Annotated in this window: 14 protein-coding genes; 4 read left to right on the top strand and 10 right to left on the bottom strand. The window is 68.0% G+C overall.

Features of this window, described 5'->3' with window-relative positions:
* Positions 1–29: 29 nt before the first annotated feature.
* Together AC1DYX_RS16010 and AC1DYX_RS16005 are read left to right on the top strand one after the other, a co-directional pair.
* Entirely contained in the window at positions 30–1,241 is a 1,212-nt protein-coding gene (locus AC1DYX_RS16010) for an AGE family epimerase/isomerase (RefSeq protein WP_477260484.1), read from the top strand.
* A 10-nt stretch (positions 1,242–1,251) separates the two neighbouring features.
* A complete protein-coding gene (locus tag AC1DYX_RS16005) occupies positions 1,252–2,166 on the top strand; it encodes a carbohydrate kinase family protein (protein ID WP_477260482.1) in 915 nt (304 codons plus the stop codon).
* Positions 2,167–2,183: 17 nt separating this feature from the next.
* On the opposite strand, the gene AC1DYX_RS16000 is transcribed toward AC1DYX_RS16005, so the two are convergent.
* From AC1DYX_RS16000 to AC1DYX_RS15980, 5 genes are all read right to left on the bottom strand, one after another.
* Positions 2,184–3,410 carry a carbohydrate porin gene (locus AC1DYX_RS16000; RefSeq protein WP_477260480.1) on the bottom strand — a complete coding sequence of 409 codons (1,227 nt, stop codon included), beginning with the start codon at positions 3,408–3,410 and terminating at the stop codon, positions 2,184–2,186.
* 118 nt (positions 3,411–3,528) lie between these two features.
* Positions 3,529–4,455 (bottom strand): carbohydrate kinase family protein, encoded by a 927-nt coding sequence (locus tag AC1DYX_RS15995; protein ID WP_477260478.1) that lies wholly within the window; start codon positions 4,453–4,455, stop codon positions 3,529–3,531.
* Between the two features lies 1 nt (position 4,456).
* Complete coding sequence (locus AC1DYX_RS15990) at positions 4,457–5,485, bottom strand: ABC transporter permease subunit (protein ID WP_477260476.1); 1,029 nt, start codon at positions 5,483–5,485, stop codon at positions 4,457–4,459.
* Between the two features lie 12 nt (positions 5,486–5,497).
* The gene (locus AC1DYX_RS15985; protein WP_477260474.1) at positions 5,498–7,006 is read right to left on the bottom strand and encodes a sugar ABC transporter ATP-binding protein; all 1,509 of its coding nucleotides are present in this window, start codon (positions 7,004–7,006) and stop codon (positions 5,498–5,500) included.
* 26 nt (positions 7,007–7,032) lie between these two features.
* Positions 7,033–7,974 carry an ABC transporter substrate-binding protein gene (locus AC1DYX_RS15980; RefSeq protein WP_477260472.1) on the bottom strand — a complete coding sequence of 314 codons (942 nt, stop codon included), beginning with the start codon at positions 7,972–7,974 and terminating at the stop codon, positions 7,033–7,035.
* Between the two features lie 262 nt (positions 7,975–8,236).
* Here AC1DYX_RS15980 and AC1DYX_RS15975 point away from each other — a divergent pair, with 262 nt between their 5' ends.
* A complete protein-coding gene (locus AC1DYX_RS15975; protein WP_477260470.1) occupies positions 8,237–9,277 on the top strand; it encodes a LacI family DNA-binding transcriptional regulator in 1,041 nt (346 codons plus the stop codon).
* Positions 9,278–9,417: 140 nt separating this feature from the next.
* Here the strand turns inward: AC1DYX_RS15975 and AC1DYX_RS15970 are convergent, their stop codons facing one another.
* A complete protein-coding gene (locus tag AC1DYX_RS15970; RefSeq protein ID WP_477260468.1) occupies positions 9,418–10,077 on the bottom strand; it encodes an N-acetyltransferase family protein in 660 nt (219 codons plus the stop codon).
* 321 nt (positions 10,078–10,398) lie between these two features.
* Here AC1DYX_RS15970 and AC1DYX_RS15965 point away from each other — a divergent pair, with 321 nt between their 5' ends.
* A complete protein-coding gene (locus AC1DYX_RS15965) occupies positions 10,399–13,347 on the top strand; it encodes a diguanylate cyclase domain-containing protein (RefSeq protein ID WP_477260466.1) in 2,949 nt (982 codons plus the stop codon).
* Positions 13,348–13,425: 78 nt separating this feature from the next.
* Here the strand turns inward: AC1DYX_RS15965 and AC1DYX_RS15960 are convergent, their stop codons facing one another.
* From AC1DYX_RS15960 to AC1DYX_RS15945, 4 genes are all read right to left on the bottom strand, one after another.
* Positions 13,426–14,664, bottom strand: coding sequence for a multifunctional CCA addition/repair protein (locus AC1DYX_RS15960; protein WP_477260464.1), 1,239 nt, complete (start codon positions 14,662–14,664; stop codon positions 13,426–13,428).
* 2 nt (positions 14,665–14,666) lie between these two features.
* Positions 14,667–15,383: a glutathione S-transferase family protein gene (locus AC1DYX_RS15955; protein WP_477260462.1), complete on the bottom strand. Its 717-nt coding sequence runs from the start codon at positions 15,381–15,383 to the stop codon at positions 14,667–14,669.
* Positions 15,384–15,405: 22 nt separating this feature from the next.
* Positions 15,406–16,371, bottom strand: coding sequence for a complex I NDUFA9 subunit family protein (locus AC1DYX_RS15950; RefSeq protein ID WP_477260460.1), 966 nt, complete (start codon positions 16,369–16,371; stop codon positions 15,406–15,408).
* Positions 16,372–16,402: 31 nt separating this feature from the next.
* The coding region (locus AC1DYX_RS15945) for a lytic transglycosylase domain-containing protein (protein ID WP_477260458.1) at positions 16,403–17,029 on the bottom strand (627 nt) is incomplete at its 5' end.

Here is a 17,029-nt window from a genome sequence, read left to right as displayed (position 1 = left end):
CGTCCCGATTCCATCCACCACAACCGACCATGCTTCCCGATTTCCATTCCCGCTCGACCCTGCTGCAGCACATCCGCCACACCCGCCGGTTCTATGATCCGCGCTGCGTCGACACGAGCGGCGGCTTCTATCACTTCTACAAGGACGACGGCACGATCTACGATGCGCGCACGCGCCACCTGGTGAGCAGCACCCGCTTCGTGTTCAACTTCTCGATGGCGTGGCGCCAGTTCCAGGAACCGGCCGACCGCGAACGCGTCCTGCACGGCCTGCGCTTCTTGCGCGAGGCGCACCGCAACCCGGCCACGGGCGGCTACGCGTGGACGCTGGACTGGAACGACGGCGACAAAAAGGTCACGGACGATACGAACCACTGCTACGGCCTCGCCTTCGTGCTGCTGGCCTACGCCCACGCCGTCATGGCCGGCGTCGACGAGGCCCGCACCTGGCTGGACGAGACCTATGACCTGATGGAGCGCCGCTTCTGGGAACCCGCGCACGGCCTGTATGCCGACGAGGCGAGCGGCGACTGGTCCACGCTGTACCCGTACCGCGGCCAGAACGCCAACATGCACGCCTGCGAAGCCATGCTGGCCGCGTTCGACGCGACGGGCGACACGAAATTCCTGTGGCGCGCCGAGACGCTCGCGCACAACATCACCGTGCGCCAGGCCGCCCTGTACGGCAACCTGGTCTGGGAACACTACAACAGCGACTGGTCCGTCGACCCGGACTACAACCGCGACGACAAGACGAACATCTTCCGTCCATGGGGCTACCAGCCGGGCCACCTGACGGAATGGGCCAAGCTCCTGCTGATCATGGAACGCCACAAGGCTCAACTGGCCGGCCCGTCCGCCTGGCTGCTGCCGCGCGCGAAGGAACTCTTCGACGCGGCGCTGGCCAAGGCGTGGGACGCCGGGCACGGCGGCATCCACTACGGCTTCGGCCCGGAGGACGAGATCTGCGACGCCGACAAATACTTCTGGGTGCAGGCCGAGAGCCTGGCCGCCGCCGCCCTGCTCGGCGCGCGCACGGGCGACCAGGCGTACTGGGACTGGTACGACCGCATCTGGGCCTACAGCTGGGAACATTTCGTCGACCACAAACACGGCGCCTGGTACCGCATCCTCGGTCCGGCCAACGAAAAACTCACGGACGAAAAGAGCCCGGCCGGCAAGGTCGACTACCACACGATGGGCGCCTGCTACGAGGTGCTGACCGTTCTCACGAAAGACTGACAGGATTGACATGAGCGACTTTCCCGTATTCGTCGCCGCAGGCGAAGCCCTGACCGACATGATCGTTGACGATACCGGTGCCACCCGCTGGCACAGCGTAACGGGCGGCTCGACGTGGAACGTGGCGCGCGCGATGGCGAAGCTGGGTGCGCCCAGCGCCTTCGCGGGCGCCGTCAGCCGCGACGTGTTTGGCGACCAGCTGTGGCAGGCCACCCTCGACGCCGGCCTGGACGAACGCTTTATCCAGCGACTCGACAAATCGCCGTTGCTCGCGATCGTGCACCGCCTCGACCCGCCCAGCTATTTCTTCGTGGGCGACGACAGCGCCGACCTGCATTTCGACGCCGCACGACTGCCGGCAGGCTGGATCGCCGGCTGCCGCTGGGCGCACTTCGGCGGTATCAGCCTCGCGCGCCAGCCGCTGGCGGGCAAGCTGGTCACGCTCGCGGAACTGCTGAAGGAACGCGGCGTGCGCATCAGCTACGACCCGAACTTCCGCGCGCTGATGGACGAGAACTACGACACGACGCTGAAGCGCATGACGGCGCTGGCCGACGTGATCAAGGTGTCGGAGGAAGACCTCGTCGGCCTGCTGCGCACGCATGACGCCGATGCCGCCTTCGCCACGCTGCGCGGCTGGAACCCGGATGCCAGCTACCTGTACACGAAGGGCGCGGCCGGCGCGTCGCTGCATACGCCGGAAGGATCGTGGCAACAAGCGGCACCGCAGATCACGCCCGTGGACACGGTCGGCGCCGGCGACGCCAGCATCGCCGCGCTGGCCTGGAGCATGCTGCATGCGCCCGGACGCGATGGCCTGGCCCACCTGCGTTTCGCCGTCGCGGCAGGCGCCGCCGCCTGCCTCGCGCCCGGCGCCACGCCACCGACCTTGGCCTCCATCGATACGCTGCTGGCCACGATGTAGATAAACGAAATAAGCGCTCACCAGCAGTTCTCGAACGTGAGGCCGACGGTATAGCCGGACAGCGTCGTGCCGAAGATGCCGTTCCCGGCCAGCGGGTCGTTGCTGCGCGCGGCGGCGCGCGCGGCCTGGTTCCAGTGCGCGTGCGTGAAGAACAGGCGCAGTTCGGGACGGTCGAAATAACCGGGCGCGGACGTCAGCGCGACGGCGCCCGTGAACTTGGTCAGCCTGCGCACGTCGCCGTTCTGCGGCGCCACGCGGTCGTGACCCACGTCCGCCAGCAGCTTCACTTTATCGGCCAGTGCGTACGTCATGCGCCCGCCGGCCGAAGCCCACGTCTTCGCCTTCGCCGGATCGTGCGCCGTATCCCGCTGCCAGACGCCGACGAGTTCCGCACCGACCCGCCGCGTGACCTGCGCATACCAGCTGTCGATGATGCGCAGCCGGTGCACGTCGTCGCCGCTGGTGAGGTCGCCCGTCGCGCCATTGTCGGTGCCGGCGCCGGTCCCCCACTGCAGCGCGAGGCGGTTGTCGCCGGCGCCGGACAGGATGCGCTGCCGGTGCTGCACCGTGACCATCGAGCCGCCGTGATGACCGGGCTTGCCGTCGCTGCGGATCAGCGCCAGGCCCAGTTCCAGCGTACCGCCCTGGTTCACGGGCACGCCGCGCAGCTGGAAGTCGTGCCGGTTCGCCGTGTCGCCGACGCGCATGATCGGCATCGTCTGCTGGTCGTCGTGCATGTAGGCATAGCTGAACCGCATGGAGCCCAGCGGCACGTCCTCGATGCCCACGCCCAGGCCGGATGGATTCCAGTACAGGAAGTCGTTGGCGTTCACCCCTTCGCGCTTGTAGTAGCGCCGCCCGATCCACGCGGCGGCATCGCCCAGGCCGGCCAGGTGTTCGATCGCCACATAGGCCTGCGGCAGGCCGATCCTCCAGCCGCCCTGCGGCCGCCTCACATTGCTGGACGCGGCCGCGTTGCCCAGGTTGAGCATCACATGGGCCTTCACGTCCTCGCCGGCGTCGCCCTGCACCAGGCGCTGGCCCAGCATCGTCTCGCCATAGACGCCGCATTCATTGCCGAGCCGGTACTTCGCGCCCGCGCCGGCCAGGCCGAAGCAGGTCTGCCCGCCGCTTTCCGAATTGACGGCCGCATTGGCGCGCAGGTAGTTCTGGATGTCCAAAGCGGACGCGGGAAAGCAATACGCGAGCGCGAGCAGCGCCGGCGCGATGATGTGCATGCGCATGGTGTCTCCTGATGTTGTAGGCAAAGCGGGGTCCGTCCGGCCGCGACGTGGTGCCGCGGCAGGTCAATCGAACGGGATCGGCTCATTCGTAGGGTGGGGTGCCCACCCTACAAGGTTGTCAGCCGGGCATGGTCTCGACTAGCAGTGTCTCGACTTCGTGTTCCGTCGGCGCATACGGGCCGGCGTGCATGGCGGCCGTGGCGGCCACCGCCGCGATGCGCGCGAGCTGGCACGAGGCCGACATCTCCGGATGGAGCAGCAGGCCGCTGATCCATCCGGCCATCGAGGCGTCGCCGCAGCCGACGGTGTCGACCACGCTCACGCGGCGCGCCGGTGCCTCGAGCACGCTGTCGCCGCGGATCAGGGAAAGCCCGTCGGCGCCGCGTGTCAACAGGATCTCGGCATCGGGCGCCAGCCCGCGCAGTGCGGCCAGCGCATCGCGCAGCGCGAGACCCGGGAACAGGCCTTCCAGGTCTTCATCCGACACCTTGATGTGGCTGGCGATGGCGGCGATCTGTTCGAACGTGGACCGGTACGAGGCATCGCGCATCGCCGCGCGGAAGTTCGGATCGAAGGCGATGCGCTTGCCGGCCTGGCGCGCCATCAGGGCCTGTTCCACGAGCCGCCGCGCCAGCGGACGGCGCGCCAGCGCGAGGCTGCCCACGTGGATCACGTCGGCGGCATCGAGCCAGCCGGCCGGCAGCAGCTCCGGCCGGAAATGCAGGTCCGCGCTGTTTTCGCCGAGGAAGACGTAGCGCGGCGGATGGCGCGACGTCACCATGGCGATGAACGGCGGCGCGTCGACGCGCTGCAGGAAGCGCGCATCCAGGCCGGCCTCGCCGCTCGCGGCCGCGATCTCGTCGCCGAAGGCATCCGTGCTGACGGCGCCGGCATAGCCCGTGTGCAGCCCCAGCCGGGCGCCGACGCGCGCCACGTTCCAGCAGGAGCCGCCGGGGAGCGAGCGCCACGTGCCGTCGTCCTGGCGGATCATGTCGGTCAGCGCTTCGCCGAAGACCACGTAGCGCGGGAGTCGTTGTTCTTGCATGTCAGTTCGCCTGTTGTTGATAACGCCATTTATCGAGCATCACGGCCAGCACGATGACCGTGCCCTTGGCGACGTACTGCCAGAAGGAAGAGAGACCGAGGATCGTCAGCCCGTTGTTGAGCAGGCCGATGATCAGCGCGCCCGTCACCGTGCCCCAGATCGTGCCCACGCCGCCCATCAGGCTCGTGCCGCCGAGGACGACCGCGGCGATCGCGTCGAGTTCATAGCCCGAGCCCCAGTTGCCGTTCGCGCCATACAGGCGGCTGGCCGACATGGCACCCGCAGTACCGGCGCACAGCCCGGAGAAGGCGTAGACGAAGACGAGGACGAGGCCGACCTTGATGCCCGTGAGGCGCGCGGCCTGCGGATTGCCGCCGACGGCATACACGTGCATGCCCAGCACCGTGCGGCGCAGGATGAACCAGGCCAGCAGCACGAGCGCGGCGGCGACCCACACGAGCCATGGCAGGCCGGCGAACGCATCGTTGCCGATCCACTCGAAAGTCGGGATCTCGCGGTTCAGGATCGTGGTGCCGTCGGCCAGCAGGTAGGCGGCGCCGCGCAGCGCCGTCATCGTGCCGAGCGTGACGACGAACGGATTGATCTTGAAGACGGCGACCAGCAGCCCGTTGAGCAGGCCCATGCCGAGACCCGCCAGCAGGAACAGGGGCAGCGCCGCCGCCGGCGCGTGACCGGGCAGCGATGCGATCATGCCCAGCACGGCAGACACGGCCAGCACGGAGCCCACGGACAGATCGATGCCGCCCGTGAGAATCACGAACGTCATCCCGGTGGCCAGTACAAGGTTGATGGAGCTCTGGCGCAGCACGTTCATCGTATTCGCCATCGTGGCGAAGTTCGAGACGCCGTCCTCGGCGAAGTACGCGGTCAAAAAATAAAACACGATGTACAGCGCGACGAGCACGGGCAGCATGCCGAGCGTGGCGAACATGCGGGAAAATGCCTGGCCAATACCGCCGTGCGCGGGTGCGCCCGGCGCCGTGGGCAGCGATGATTTGATGGTCTGCATGATGTAGGTCTCCTATGCGGCCTGGGCCTGGGTGGCCAGCGCCATGATGTTTTCCTGGGTGATGCGTTCGCCAATCACTTCGCCGGCCAGCCAGCCCTCGCGCATGACGAGCACGCGGTCGCAGACGCCGATGATTTCCGCCAGCTCGCTCGAGATGCACAGCACGGCCACGCCGGCGTCGGCCAGTTCGTGGATGATCCGGTAGATCTCGTGCTTGGCGCCGATGTCGACGCCGCGCGTGGGCTCGTCGAGGATCAGCACGCGCGGGCCGATCTCCAGCCAGCGCGCCAGCAGCAGCTTTTGCTGGTTGCCGCCCGACAGGCCGCCGATGATGCCGTGCGGTCCCGCCCCGCGCGCGGACAGGCGGGCGATCGCATCGCGCGTGACGCCCACCAGCTCACCGCGGCGCAGCACGCCGCAGCGCGCATGCTTGCCGAGCACGTTCATCGTCACGTTCGCCAGCAGCGACTGCTGCAGGAACAGGCCCTGCCCCTTGCGGTCTTCCGGCACGTAGGCGATGCCGAGGCGGATCGCGTCGGCCGGCGTGCGGATCGCGACGGGCCGGCCATCCACTTCGACCGTGCCGCCGGCCATGCGGTCGGCACCGAAGACCAGGCGCGCCAGTTCCGTGCGCCCCGCGCCGACGAGGCCCGCGAGACCGACGATCTCGCCGGCGCGCACTTCCAGCGACGCGGGATGCACGCGGTTGCCGTGCACGTTCGTCAGCTTCAGGCGCACGGGGCCGGGCGCGCGCTGGCGCGCATGTTCATAAAATCCGCCGAGTTCGCGTCCGACCATCATGCGCACGACCGTGTCCGGCGTCGCTTCTTCCCGCGTCAGCTCGCCGATCCAGGTGCCGTCGCGCAGCACGGTCACGCGGTCGGCGAGCATGCGCACCTCGGCCATGCGGTGGCTGATGTAGATGATCGCGATGCCGCGTTCGCGCAACGCCCGCATCACCTCGAACAGGCGCTCCGTCTCGCGCTCGGACAGCGCGGCCGTCGGTTCGTCCATGATCAGCACGCGGCTGTCGTGCACGAGGGCGCGCGCGATCTCCACCTGCTGCTGGTCGGCGATCGACAGCCCGCTGGCGAGGCGCGCCGGAGAAAACGTCGCGCCCAGGCTCTTCAGGACCTCGGCCGCGCGCCGGTTCATCTGCGCCGTATCGACGATGCCGAAGCGCCCGCGCGGTTCCGCGCCCATGAAGATGTTCTGCGCGACGGTGAGATTGGCTGCGACCGAGAGTTCCTGGTAGATCAGGTTGATGCCGCAGGCGCGGGCATCGGCCGGACAGCCGATGCGCACGGGACGACCGGCAACGCGGATCTCGCCGGCATCCGGCTGGTACACGCCGGCCAGGATCTTCATCAGCGTGCTCTTGCCGGCGCCGTTTTCTCCCATCAGCGCGTGGATCTCGCCGGGGCGGATGGTCAGTCGGACGCCGTCCAGCACCGTGACGGCGCCGAAGCGTTTGCGGATGCCGGATACCTCCAGCACCGGTTCTGGAACTACTGTTGCCATTGTCTCCTCCGATGAGGTAGGGGTGGTCAGTGGCTGGCCCAGCCCTTGTAGGCCGCCACGTTCTGCCTGGTGATCGCCGGGGTGGGAATCAGCACGACGGGATTCGCCGGCCGCTTGCCGTTCATGATGTCGTAGCCGATGTCGACGGCCATCGTGGCCATCTTGTACGGGTCTTGCGCGGTGGTGACGGCGAAGATGCTGTTTTTCGATTTGAGCGCGGCTTCCGCGTCGGGCGCGCCGTCGACGGAAGCGACCATCTGCACGTCGGCGCGGCCGGCCTGCTTGACGGCCAGCTCGGCGCCGATCGCGGACGGGTCGTTGATCGCGAAGACGGCATCGATGCGGCGGTACGCGATCAGCAGGTTCGTCATGACTTCCATGCCGCCGTCCAGGCTACCCTTCGCGTCCTGGTTGTCGGACACGATGCGGATCCCCGTGCCGGCGAACGCCTGCTTGCAACCGGCCACGCGCGCGATCACGGCCGTCACGGGCGGCCCGTTGACGATCACGACATTGCCCTTGCCATGCAGGCGTTCGACGATGCGCCGGCACGATTCGACGCCGGCCATCGTGTTGTCGGACATGATCGTCGCGTCCACGTTGTCGGCGCCGACGTCGACGGCCATCACCACGATGCCGGCATTGCGCGCCTTTTGCAGCACGGGTGCGATGCCCTTGGGATCGGACGCGTTGACGATGAGGATGTCGACCTTGTTGGCGATGAAGTTCTCGATCTGGCCAACCTGCGTGTTCAGGTCGTATTTGCTGGAGACGGTCGTGACCCGGACCTTGTCGCCGCCGACCTTTTTGGCGGCGTCAAGCGCGCCCTTGCCGATCGCGACGAAGTACGGGTTGGCGAGGTCGCTGACGGCGACGCCGACGGATTTCAGCGGCCGCGCGGCCTGGGCCTGGCCGGCCAAAGCGAAGGTGAGTGCCGCGATGCTCGCGAACACGGCGGGTCTGTTCATGGCGTAGTCTCCTGAAGTTTTATGTTTTTTGATACCGTCGTTATGAAATAACTTTACACGTGTCGACTTTTTTTCGTCAACAGGTTTATTTAAAATTTTTTTAACGGTTGAGTGATCGCAACAGGACACAAACAGCCCGACCGCACTGGGAAAAACGATATTCCTATTGCACGCAGGTATTTTTGCTATGATGGTGACGCGCTCGCGGGCCCCAGCTGCTCCCGGACCGCCGCCAGGACAAGAAACTTACACGAGTAAAGCCATGAAGACTGCGCAGAATACGCCCCGTGGCGGCCCTGTCACGATGCACGACGTCGCCGCGCGGGCCGGGGTGTCGCGCGCCACGGTCTCGAAGTATTTCAATGACCGCGAGGGCCTCAAGGCCGATACCCGGGCCCGCATCGAACAGGCCTGCCGCGAACTCGAATATGTGCCCGATCCGCACGCGGTGAGCCTCGTGCGCGGGCGCTCGCGCATCGTCGGCATCGTCCTCCCGGTGATCAACGAACCCTTCTTCGCCGAAGCGCTGCGCGCGATCGAAGCCAGGGCCAAGGCGCTCGGGATGGACGTGATCATCCAGTGCTCGTACAACGACCCGGCCGAGGAAGCGGCGGCGCTGCTGACGATGCGGTCGATGAAGGTGGCGGGCGTGATCCTGACGGCGGTCGCGTCGCGGGCCAACCTGGAACTGCTGCGGCGGCTGGAGCAGGAAATGCGCATCGTCTACATGGACAGCTATGTGCACGAAGACTGCGACTACGTGATGAACGACAACCGGCAAAGCATGGCGATGCTGACCCGCTACCTGCTCGGCCGCGGCCACCGGCCGGCCTACCTGGGCGCGCCGCCGGTGGCGCATCCGTCGCCGGAAGAACGGCTGGCCGGCTACCTGGACGCGATGGCGGAAGCGGGCATGCAGCCGCACATCGTCCCCGGCAGCACGCAGCCCTCGTGGGATTTCGAGGCTTACGCATTCCGCCACGTGCTCGACTGGCTCGCCAGCGGCGCCTGGAAACGCACCGGCATCACCGCCCTCGCCTGCGGCACCGACCGGCTCGCGATCGGCGCGATGTCGGCCTGCCGGCGCTTCGGCCTGGAACCGGGCAAGGACCTGGCCATCGCAGGCCACGACGACCTGCCGATTTCCGCCTACCTGTACCCGCCACTGACGACGTTCCGGCAGGACGTCGCCGCGATCGGCGTGGCCGCGATGGAATGCCTGCAGGCACAGCTGGACGGCGCCGTTTCTGCGCCCTACCGCAAGCGTTTTACGGGAGGACTGGTGCCGCGCGAGTCGGCGTAGGGTGGACCGGGGCGCGCAGCTGGCTCCGCCGTCCACGCGGCGATTGTTGGCGGCTTCGTGCTCGTGCATGATATCGGAGCCGCCGCGTATCACCGCGTGGACGGGAAACCCGTCCACCCTACCCGGCACCGGACGCGGCGTCAGCGTCTGGGCAGGAACCACTTGGCCGCGGCGCGCGCATTCGCCTTGACCGTGTAGTCGATCTTGGCGATCTGCTCTTCCAGCGCCTCGGCCAGCACGCTGCCGGGACTGGGCGGCGGCAGGTGCAGGTGGGCATCCGCCTCGCCATACTCGCGGCGGATCTCCATGCCGGCCTTTTTGGCGATGTGCATCATCGTACGGTTCGACGACAGGCATTGCATGTACAGCGTGTCCACGTCGGAATTGCGGCAATGGATCGCAGCCCGCTCGAACAGCCGGGTGCCGATGCCCTGCCCCCGCGCCGATTTCGACACCGAAACGCCGAACTCGGCCACCTTTTCCTTGTCCGTGTAATGGATGCTGTCCGGACGCGCGTCGCGCGACGTGAACGCGAGATGACCCACGCCCACGAGCTGGAACATGCGGTTGTAGACGCCGAACACGATGTCTTTCGTGAAATCGAGTTTTGCCACGTAGGCTTCGAGCTGCGGATCGGGGAGCACGCTGCCGAAGCGCAGCAGGCGGTCGTCCCGGTCGAGCGCCATGAAGTGACGCAGCACGCGTCGCCGGTCGCGCTCGGCCAGGCTCTTCACCAGTACGGTCCGGCCCTTGTGTTTCATCAGGTTCTTCAGCCAGAGGCGAAGTGGATTGTCCTGCATGGTCGTTCTATTGTGCACTGCAACACGAGCATTCTACCGAATCCCTCGATTTACTGTCGCGCCGACATCGGAGAAACAGGCGGCCTTGCACCAATACAACAGAAACCGCCCTCACCGTGCCGCGAATGAACCATACGGGAGGAAGCGGCCTATACTGAGGCGGAATGACGCTTGAGTTACCACATGTTATTTTTCCGCCAAGCTCTGTCGTGCGTGATGTTCTGGATTGGCGCACTGATGGTCTTATCGCCCAGCACGGCCGCCGCCGATGACGCACCCGCGGCGTGGAAGCCATTTTCCCATGTGTCGTTCAGACATCACATGGACGAACCGCTGAGTTTCGGAACGTCTATCGCCCAGGACCATGATGGGTTTATCTGGCTGGGCACGCAGACTGGCCTGGTCCGCTGGGACGGGTTCCGGGCGCGGCGCTACCGGGCCGATCCCGAACAGGCAGGCAGCCTGCCCGACGGTTACATCCTGAGCGTGCACGTGGACACGGGCGGACGCCTGTGGGTCGGCACGAGCGCCGGCGGCCTGGCCCGCTATGACGCCGAGCGCGACCGCTTCACCACCATTCCGGCAGGTCCGGGCGGCCTCGACCATGCACGTGTTTCCGGCATCGTCGACGACGGTGCCGGCGGCATATGGGTGGGCACCGGCGCGGGACTGGAACACGTCGACGCCGGCGGCAACGTGCATGGCGCCGCCAGCGGCGCCCCGCAGCTGGCCGCACCCGCGCTGCCGTCGGGCGGGGTGGACGTGCTGCTGCGCGACCGCCAGGGCGGTCTCTGGATCGGCACCCGCGAAGGCCTGTTCTACCGGTCCGGCGACGACGCCCGGCCGGAGATCGTGCACCTGGGCGCGCCGGCGCGCACCGAACCGTCGATCAGCGCGCTGTACCAGGACAGCGCGGGCCGCGTGTGGATCGGTACCCGCGCCAACGGCGCTTTCGTCATCAGCGCGGCGGGAGCGGCACCCTACCCCATCGTGGAAAAAGGCGCCCAGGCCACCTTGCAGGGCGAGCGCGTGTGCTCGATCGTGGAAAAGGAGGCCGACGTCATCTGGCTCGGCACGGAGAGCGGCGGCATCGTCGAGGTCGACATGCAGCAGGAAACGACGCGGCGCCTGCGCTACCGCGGCGACGTGCAGGACAGCCTGCGCAGCGAGGAGGTCGTCGCGATGCTGCGCGAGCGCGGCGGCCAGATCTTCGTTGCCACCGGCGGCCCGCTGAGCCAGCACGATCCCCGCTCGCACGGCGTCGCGACGGTGCGGGCGATCGGCACCACCACCGGCCTCAACATTTATCACATGCTGACCCGCCCGGACGGCAAGGTATGGCTGAGCGTCCCCGGCGGTTCCGTGAGCATCGTCACCCCGCGCACCGGCGCGGTGACGGAGCTCAAGGCGGGCGCCAACGGCAAGCCCGGCGTGCTGCCCAAGGGCCGCGTGCTGGCCATGGCGAACGCGCCGGACGGCAGCGTCTACATCGGCACCCAGCAAGGGCTATACCACAGCAACGCCAACGGCGGTGCCATCCAGCGGGTCGAGATTGCCGGGCGCCGCCCGGACACGGCCGTCTGGGCGCTGGCCTGGCAGGACGACGTCCTGTGGCTGGGCGGGCTGGACGGGGTGTGGGCGGTGCGGTTGTCGTCCGCCGGAAAGACGACCCTGCTGCGCCACGAGGACGAAGCGCTGGGCGACCGCCGCGTCACCGCCCTGCTGCCGCTCGGGGACGGTACCGTATGGGTCGGCACCCGGGGCGGCGTCGCCAGGCTGGGCCGGGACAACCAGACGGTAGAGCGCCTGCCGACCGACAACGCCGACCGCACGCGTGCGCCGAACGGCTTCGTGTCCTCGTTCCTCGTCGATCACAAGGGGCGCCTGTGGCTGTCCTCGTTCGGCAACGGCATCGCCATCCTCGACCATACGGACAGCACCGGACGGCGCTGGTTCCGGCGCCTGACGACGGCCGACGGCCTGCCCGACAACAGTGTCGATTCGCTGGTGCAGGACCGTACCGGCCAGGTATGGCTGAGCACGGACCAGGGCCTGGCCAGCGTCAACCCCGACACCTTGCAGGTGCGCCGGCTGGGCGAGGCCGACGGCGTGCACGTACCCACTTACTGGACCAGCTCGGGCACCCTCGGGCCCGCAGGCGAAGTGCTGTTCGGCGGCTCGTCCGGCCTCAGCGTCGTGTTGCCGGACCGGCTGGACACCCGCCGGCCCCAGCCCCAGCTCGCCGTCACGCAACTGATGCTCGGCGGGCGCGCGACCCGGCCGCCGCCGCCGGGCCCGTCGGCCGGCGAGTCCGCCGTGCTGACCCTCACCCCGGCCGACCGCGAACGCGGCTTCACGGTCGAGTTCTCGGCCCTGGACTACATGCCGGCCGAGCACCGGCACTACGCCTACCGGCTCGAAGGCTTCGACAGTGCCTGGATCGACGCCGACCCGGCAGTGCGCCACGCCAGCTACAACAACCTCCCGCCGGGCTCGTATCGCCTGCGCGTGCGTGCCACCGACGGGGCCGGCGACGACGCCGCCCTGGAAGTGCCGGTCCGCGTCCTGCCTGCCTGGCACCAGCAGACGTGGGCACACGCGCTGGGCGTGATCGGCGTGCTGGCAGCCCTCGCCGCGCTGGTGCAGGCCCGTACGTCGCTGCTGCGCCGGCGCCAGCGCGAGCTGGAGGCGGTGGTCGCCAGCCGCACCGCCGAGCTGCGCGCCACCCAACTGCGGCTTGAAACCATGGCCTACAACGACGCGCTGACGGACCTGCCCAACCGGCGCCGCTTCAACGATGAGCTGCAACGCCTGGGCGCGCTGGCCCGGCGCCGCGGCGACTCCTTTGCATTGCTGCTGATCGACCTGGACCGCTTCAAGCACATCAACGATACGCTCGGCCACGACGCCGGCGATGCGCTGCTCGTCGCGACGGCGGAACGCCTGCGCGCGGCCGTGCGCCAGACCGATTGCGTGGCGCGGCTGGGCGGCGACGAATTCGCCGTCCTGCTGACACCGGCCAACGACGCCATCGTCGGCGATGTGGCGCAGCGCATCGTCGACTCGATGCGCGCGCCGATCACGTTCGGCACCCACGTCATGCACGTCAGCGCCAGCATCGGCGCCGCCCTGGCATGGCAGGACGGCACCGCGACGGAAGGGTTATACAAGAAGGCCGATACGGCACTGTACCGCGCCAAGGAAGCGGGCCGCGACACCTGGCGCATGGACGCCACCGGGGTCCTGTCGGCCGAGGGCAAGGCCGCGTAGGGTGGGCGCCCCTGTGCCCACGCGTAACGTATGCGGTTTGCCGACGTCCGCGTGGGCACGGGGTGCCCACCCTACCCATCAATCGCGCACGTCGCGCAGCGCCACCTTCACGGCCGCCACACGCGCCGCATGCACGGCCTCCGGAATCTTTTCGCGATTCTCGCTGTAGCGCGCCGCGACCTCGCCCGCGTTCACGCCCCGCGCCGCCTCCAGCGCGCGCAGCAGGTACGGCCCCTGCGGATAATCACGCGTCCGCATCTCGTGCCGTTCATCCCCGCGCCCGCGCGCATCGCATTCGGCCGCCAGCAGCATCTGGGCGAACCGCTCCGGCTTGCGGAACGCGTCGCACCGTTCGAACAGCGAAACGATCGTGTTCGGCCGCAGTTCCATTGCGCGGCTGACGTTGCCGTGCTCGCGCGCCGTCATCACGGCCAGGTCGCGGCAGTCCGTCGGCACGCGCAGACGCTTGGACAGGTCCGTGATCAGCCCGGGTCCCATGCCTTCGTGGCCATGGTGCTTCGGCCAGTGCTCGGGCGGCGTCCTGCCTTTGCCCAGGTCGTGCATCAGGGCGGCGAAGCGGATGGGCAGGTCGTAGCCCTGCCTGGCCGCGTAGTCGATCACGAGCATCATGTGCACGCCCGTGTCGACTTCGGGATGGTGCAGCGGCGGCTGGGGCACGCCCCACAGCGCGTCCAGTTCTGGCAGGATCCGCGCCAGCGCGCCGCAATCGCGCAGCACGGCGAACATGCGCGACGGCTTTTGTTCCATCAGCCCGCGCGACAATTCCTGCCACACGCGCTCCGGCACGAGCGCATCCACCTCGCCCGCCTCGACCATCTGCCGCATCAGCGCCAGCGTGGTATCGGCGACGGTGAAGTCCGGGAAGCGCGCGGCGAAACGTGCCAGGCGCAGGATGCGCACGGGATCCTCGGCGAACGCCTGCGACACATGGCGAAACACGCGGTCCTGCAAATCCTGCAAGCCGCCGTACGGGTCGACGATCGTGCCATCCTCGGCGCGGGCCATCGCATTGATGGTCAGGTCGCGCCGGACCAGGTCGTCTTCCAGCTTGACGTCCGGCGCCGTGTGGAACACGAAGCCGTGGTAACCGGGCGCCGTCTTGCGCTCGGTGCGCGCGAGGGCGTATTCCTCGTGCGTCTGCGGATGCAGGAACACGGGGAAATCCTTGCCGACCGGCCGGAAACCTTTGGCGATCATGTCGTCGGGCGTGGCGCCGACGACGACCCAGTCATGGTCCTGGACGGGCAGCCCCAGCAACTCATCGCGGACGGCGCCGCCAACGACAAAGGCCTGCATCGTCAGTCCGGCAATTCGTCTTCGTGGGCGGCGGCGATTTCCGTTTCGGCCATCGCCTCTGCGATCCAGCGTGCCACGGCCGGGTGCGCGAGCACGCGCTCGCAATAAGCCTGCAGCGCCGGCGCCAGCGCCACGCCATAGGTCTGGAAGCGGGTGACGACCGGTGCGAAGAAGGCGTCGGCAATGGAGAAATCGCCGAACAGGAAGTTGTGGTGGCCGAAGCGGGACAAACACTCTTCCCAGATCTCGCAGATGCGGCCGATGTCGGCCTGTGCGCCCGGGGTGCGACCGCGGCCCGGCAGGCGCGCCTTGATGTTCATCGTCATCGCGCTGCGCAGGTCCGTGAAGCCGGAGTGCATCTCGGCGACGACCGAACGCGCCGTGGCGCGGGCCGCCACATCCTGGGGCCACATATGCTTGTCCGGGAATTGTTCCGCGACGTATTCGCAGATCGCGAGGCTGTCCCAGATCGTCATCTCGCCGGCCAGCAGCACGGGCACGCGGCCGGCGGCCGAGTAGTTGGCGATGTTGGTGGCCGTGTCCGGCCGGTCGAGCAGGACGCGCACTTCCGTGAACGGGATGCCGGCGGCGACGAGCGCCACCCACGGGCGCATCGACCACGAGGAATAATTCTTGTTGCCGATGACCAGGGTCAGGCCGGCCTGGCGTGCGTTGTCGAGGGTCTGCGTCAATGTCGGGTCGAGTTCGAGAGTCTGCATGGTGTGGCGTGATCGTTGAAGGTCAGCGTCCGGCACGGGCGCGCAGGACGTCGAGTCCGCCGGGCGGCGCCAGGTACTGCGGCGCGACGGCCTCGAGCGCCGTGAGCTTGATTCCCAGCGCCGCTGTTGTCAAGACTTTATTGTTCGTGGACGGGTGGACGACGTTATCGACCTTCATCGAATCGAGGTTGTCGCGCGTGATCATGGGCTCGCCGGGCAGCAGTTCGAAGAACCTGGCCTGCAGCCGCGCCAGCCCGTCCGGCAGGGCGAGGATCCTGCGCTCGTGGCCGGCATAGCGCCCGGCCAGCCGCACCAGTTCTTGCAGTTGATAGACCTGCGGCCCGCCCAGTTCGTAGATGAAGCCGTCCGTATGCCGGTCGAGCAGCGCACGCACGTAGGCCTCGGCCACGTCGCCCACATACACGGGCTGGAAGCGCGCATGGGCACAGGCGAGCGGAACAACGGGCAGGTGGCGCTGCAGGCGCGCGAACATGTTGAGGAAGCGGTCTTCCGGCCCGAACACGACGGATGGCCGGAAAATCGTCGCCGCGACGGCCGGTTCGCTCACCGCGGCCGCTTCGCCGTCGGCCCTGGAACGCTGGTACATCGACGGTCCGTGCCGGTTTGCGCCGAGCGCGCTCATGTGCAGGTAGCGCGGCACGCCCTCGGCCGCGCAGGCGGCGACGATGCGGCGCGGCAGCTCGACGTGGACGCGGCGGAAGTCCGGACCGTAAGGATCGCCGCGGCGCGAATGGAGAATGCCGATGAGGTTGATCACGGCGGTGCGCCCGGCCACGAGGCGGCGCAATGCGGCGTCGTCGCCCAGGTCGACCTGCTCGATGTCGACGCCCAGCGGCATCAGGTGCATCGCATGCGCTTCGTGCCGCGTGGGAACGACGGTGGACACGGCGTGTTCGGCCAGCCTGGCCGCGAGGTGGCTGCCGATGAATCCGGTCCCGCCGAATACGACGACCGACTGCTCGTGCATGATCTCCTCCGATGCGTGTCCGGCGCCGCGGTCACGGCATGCCGATGCCGCCCCCGCGCGGCGTGATCGTCCCCAGGCGCGCCTTGAGCGATTGCGGACGCTTCTCGAACAGGGCCGCATAGTTCGTCGCGTTCGACATCACGTTGCGCACGTAGTTGCGCGTTTCGTCGAACGGGATCGTTTCGACGAAGACGGCGCCTTCCATCGGCGCGCTCAACAGGCCGCGCCACGTGCGTGCGCGCCCGGGACCGGCGTTGTAGGCAGCCGTCGCCAGTACCTGCGACCCATCCGCATTGTTCAGCACCATGTTCAGGTAATTGGTGCCGAGCACGATATTCGTCCGGATATCGCTCAGCATGCCGTGCCCGTAATCCGTCAGGCCGATCTTTTCCGCCACCCATTTACCGGTCGACGGCATCACCTGCATCAGGCCGGACGCGCCGACGCCGGACTGTGCATCCGAGACGAAGCGCGATTCCTGGCGGATGAGGCCGTAGACCCAGGCCTGGTCCAGGCCAAGGCCCTGCGCCGTCGGATGCAGGATGTCGTTGTGCGGTGCCGGGAAGCGCTGGGTGTAATCGAATTCCGTGCGCGTGCGTTCGGACGTGGACAGCATGCGGTCGAGGATATCGTTCTGGCGCGCGAACTCGGCCGCGGC

This window comes from Massilia sp. P2_C2 (assembly GCF_056404615.1).
Note: the sequence above shows the minus strand (reverse complement) of the source record. Positions and strands in the feature narration are given on the sequence as shown.

Bases quoted from the DNA above. Each gene is read 5' to 3' on its own strand.
- AC1DYX_RS15985 (WP_477260474.1), bottom strand. From the start codon at position 7,006: ATGGCAACAGTAGTTCCAGAACCGGTGCTGGAGGTATCCGGCATCCGC.
- AC1DYX_RS15975 (WP_477260470.1), top strand. From the start codon at position 8,237: ATGAAGACTGCGCAGAATACGCCCCGTGGCGGCCCTGTCACGATGCAC.
- AC1DYX_RS16000 (WP_477260480.1), bottom strand. From the start codon at position 3,410: ATGCGCATGCACATCATCGCGCCGGCGCTGCTCGCGCTCGCGTATTGC.
- AC1DYX_RS15965 (WP_477260466.1), top strand. From the start codon at position 10,399: ATGGACGAACCGCTGAGTTTCGGAACGTCTATCGCCCAGGACCATGAT.
- AC1DYX_RS15955 (WP_477260462.1), bottom strand. From the start codon at position 15,383: ATGCAGACTCTCGAACTCGACCCGACATTGACGCAGACCCTCGACAAC.
- AC1DYX_RS15990 (WP_477260476.1), bottom strand. From the start codon at position 5,485: ATGCAGACCATCAAATCATCGCTGCCCACGGCGCCGGGCGCACCCGCG.
- AC1DYX_RS15980 (WP_477260472.1), bottom strand. From the start codon at position 7,974: ATGAACAGACCCGCCGTGTTCGCGAGCATCGCGGCACTCACCTTCGCT.
- AC1DYX_RS15950 (WP_477260460.1), bottom strand. From the start codon at position 16,371: ATGCACGAGCAGTCGGTCGTCGTATTCGGCGGGACCGGATTCATCGGC.
- AC1DYX_RS16005 (WP_477260482.1), top strand. From the start codon at position 1,252: ATGAGCGACTTTCCCGTATTCGTCGCCGCAGGCGAAGCCCTGACCGAC.
- AC1DYX_RS15970 (WP_477260468.1), bottom strand. From the start codon at position 10,077: ATGCAGGACAATCCACTTCGCCTCTGGCTGAAGAACCTGATGAAACAC.
- AC1DYX_RS15960 (WP_477260464.1), bottom strand. From the start codon at position 14,664: ATGCAGGCCTTTGTCGTTGGCGGCGCCGTCCGCGATGAGTTGCTGGGG.
- AC1DYX_RS16010 (WP_477260484.1), top strand. From the start codon at position 30: ATGCTTCCCGATTTCCATTCCCGCTCGACCCTGCTGCAGCACATCCGC.
- AC1DYX_RS15995 (WP_477260478.1), bottom strand. From the start codon at position 4,455: ATGCAAGAACAACGACTCCCGCGCTACGTGGTCTTCGGCGAAGCGCTG.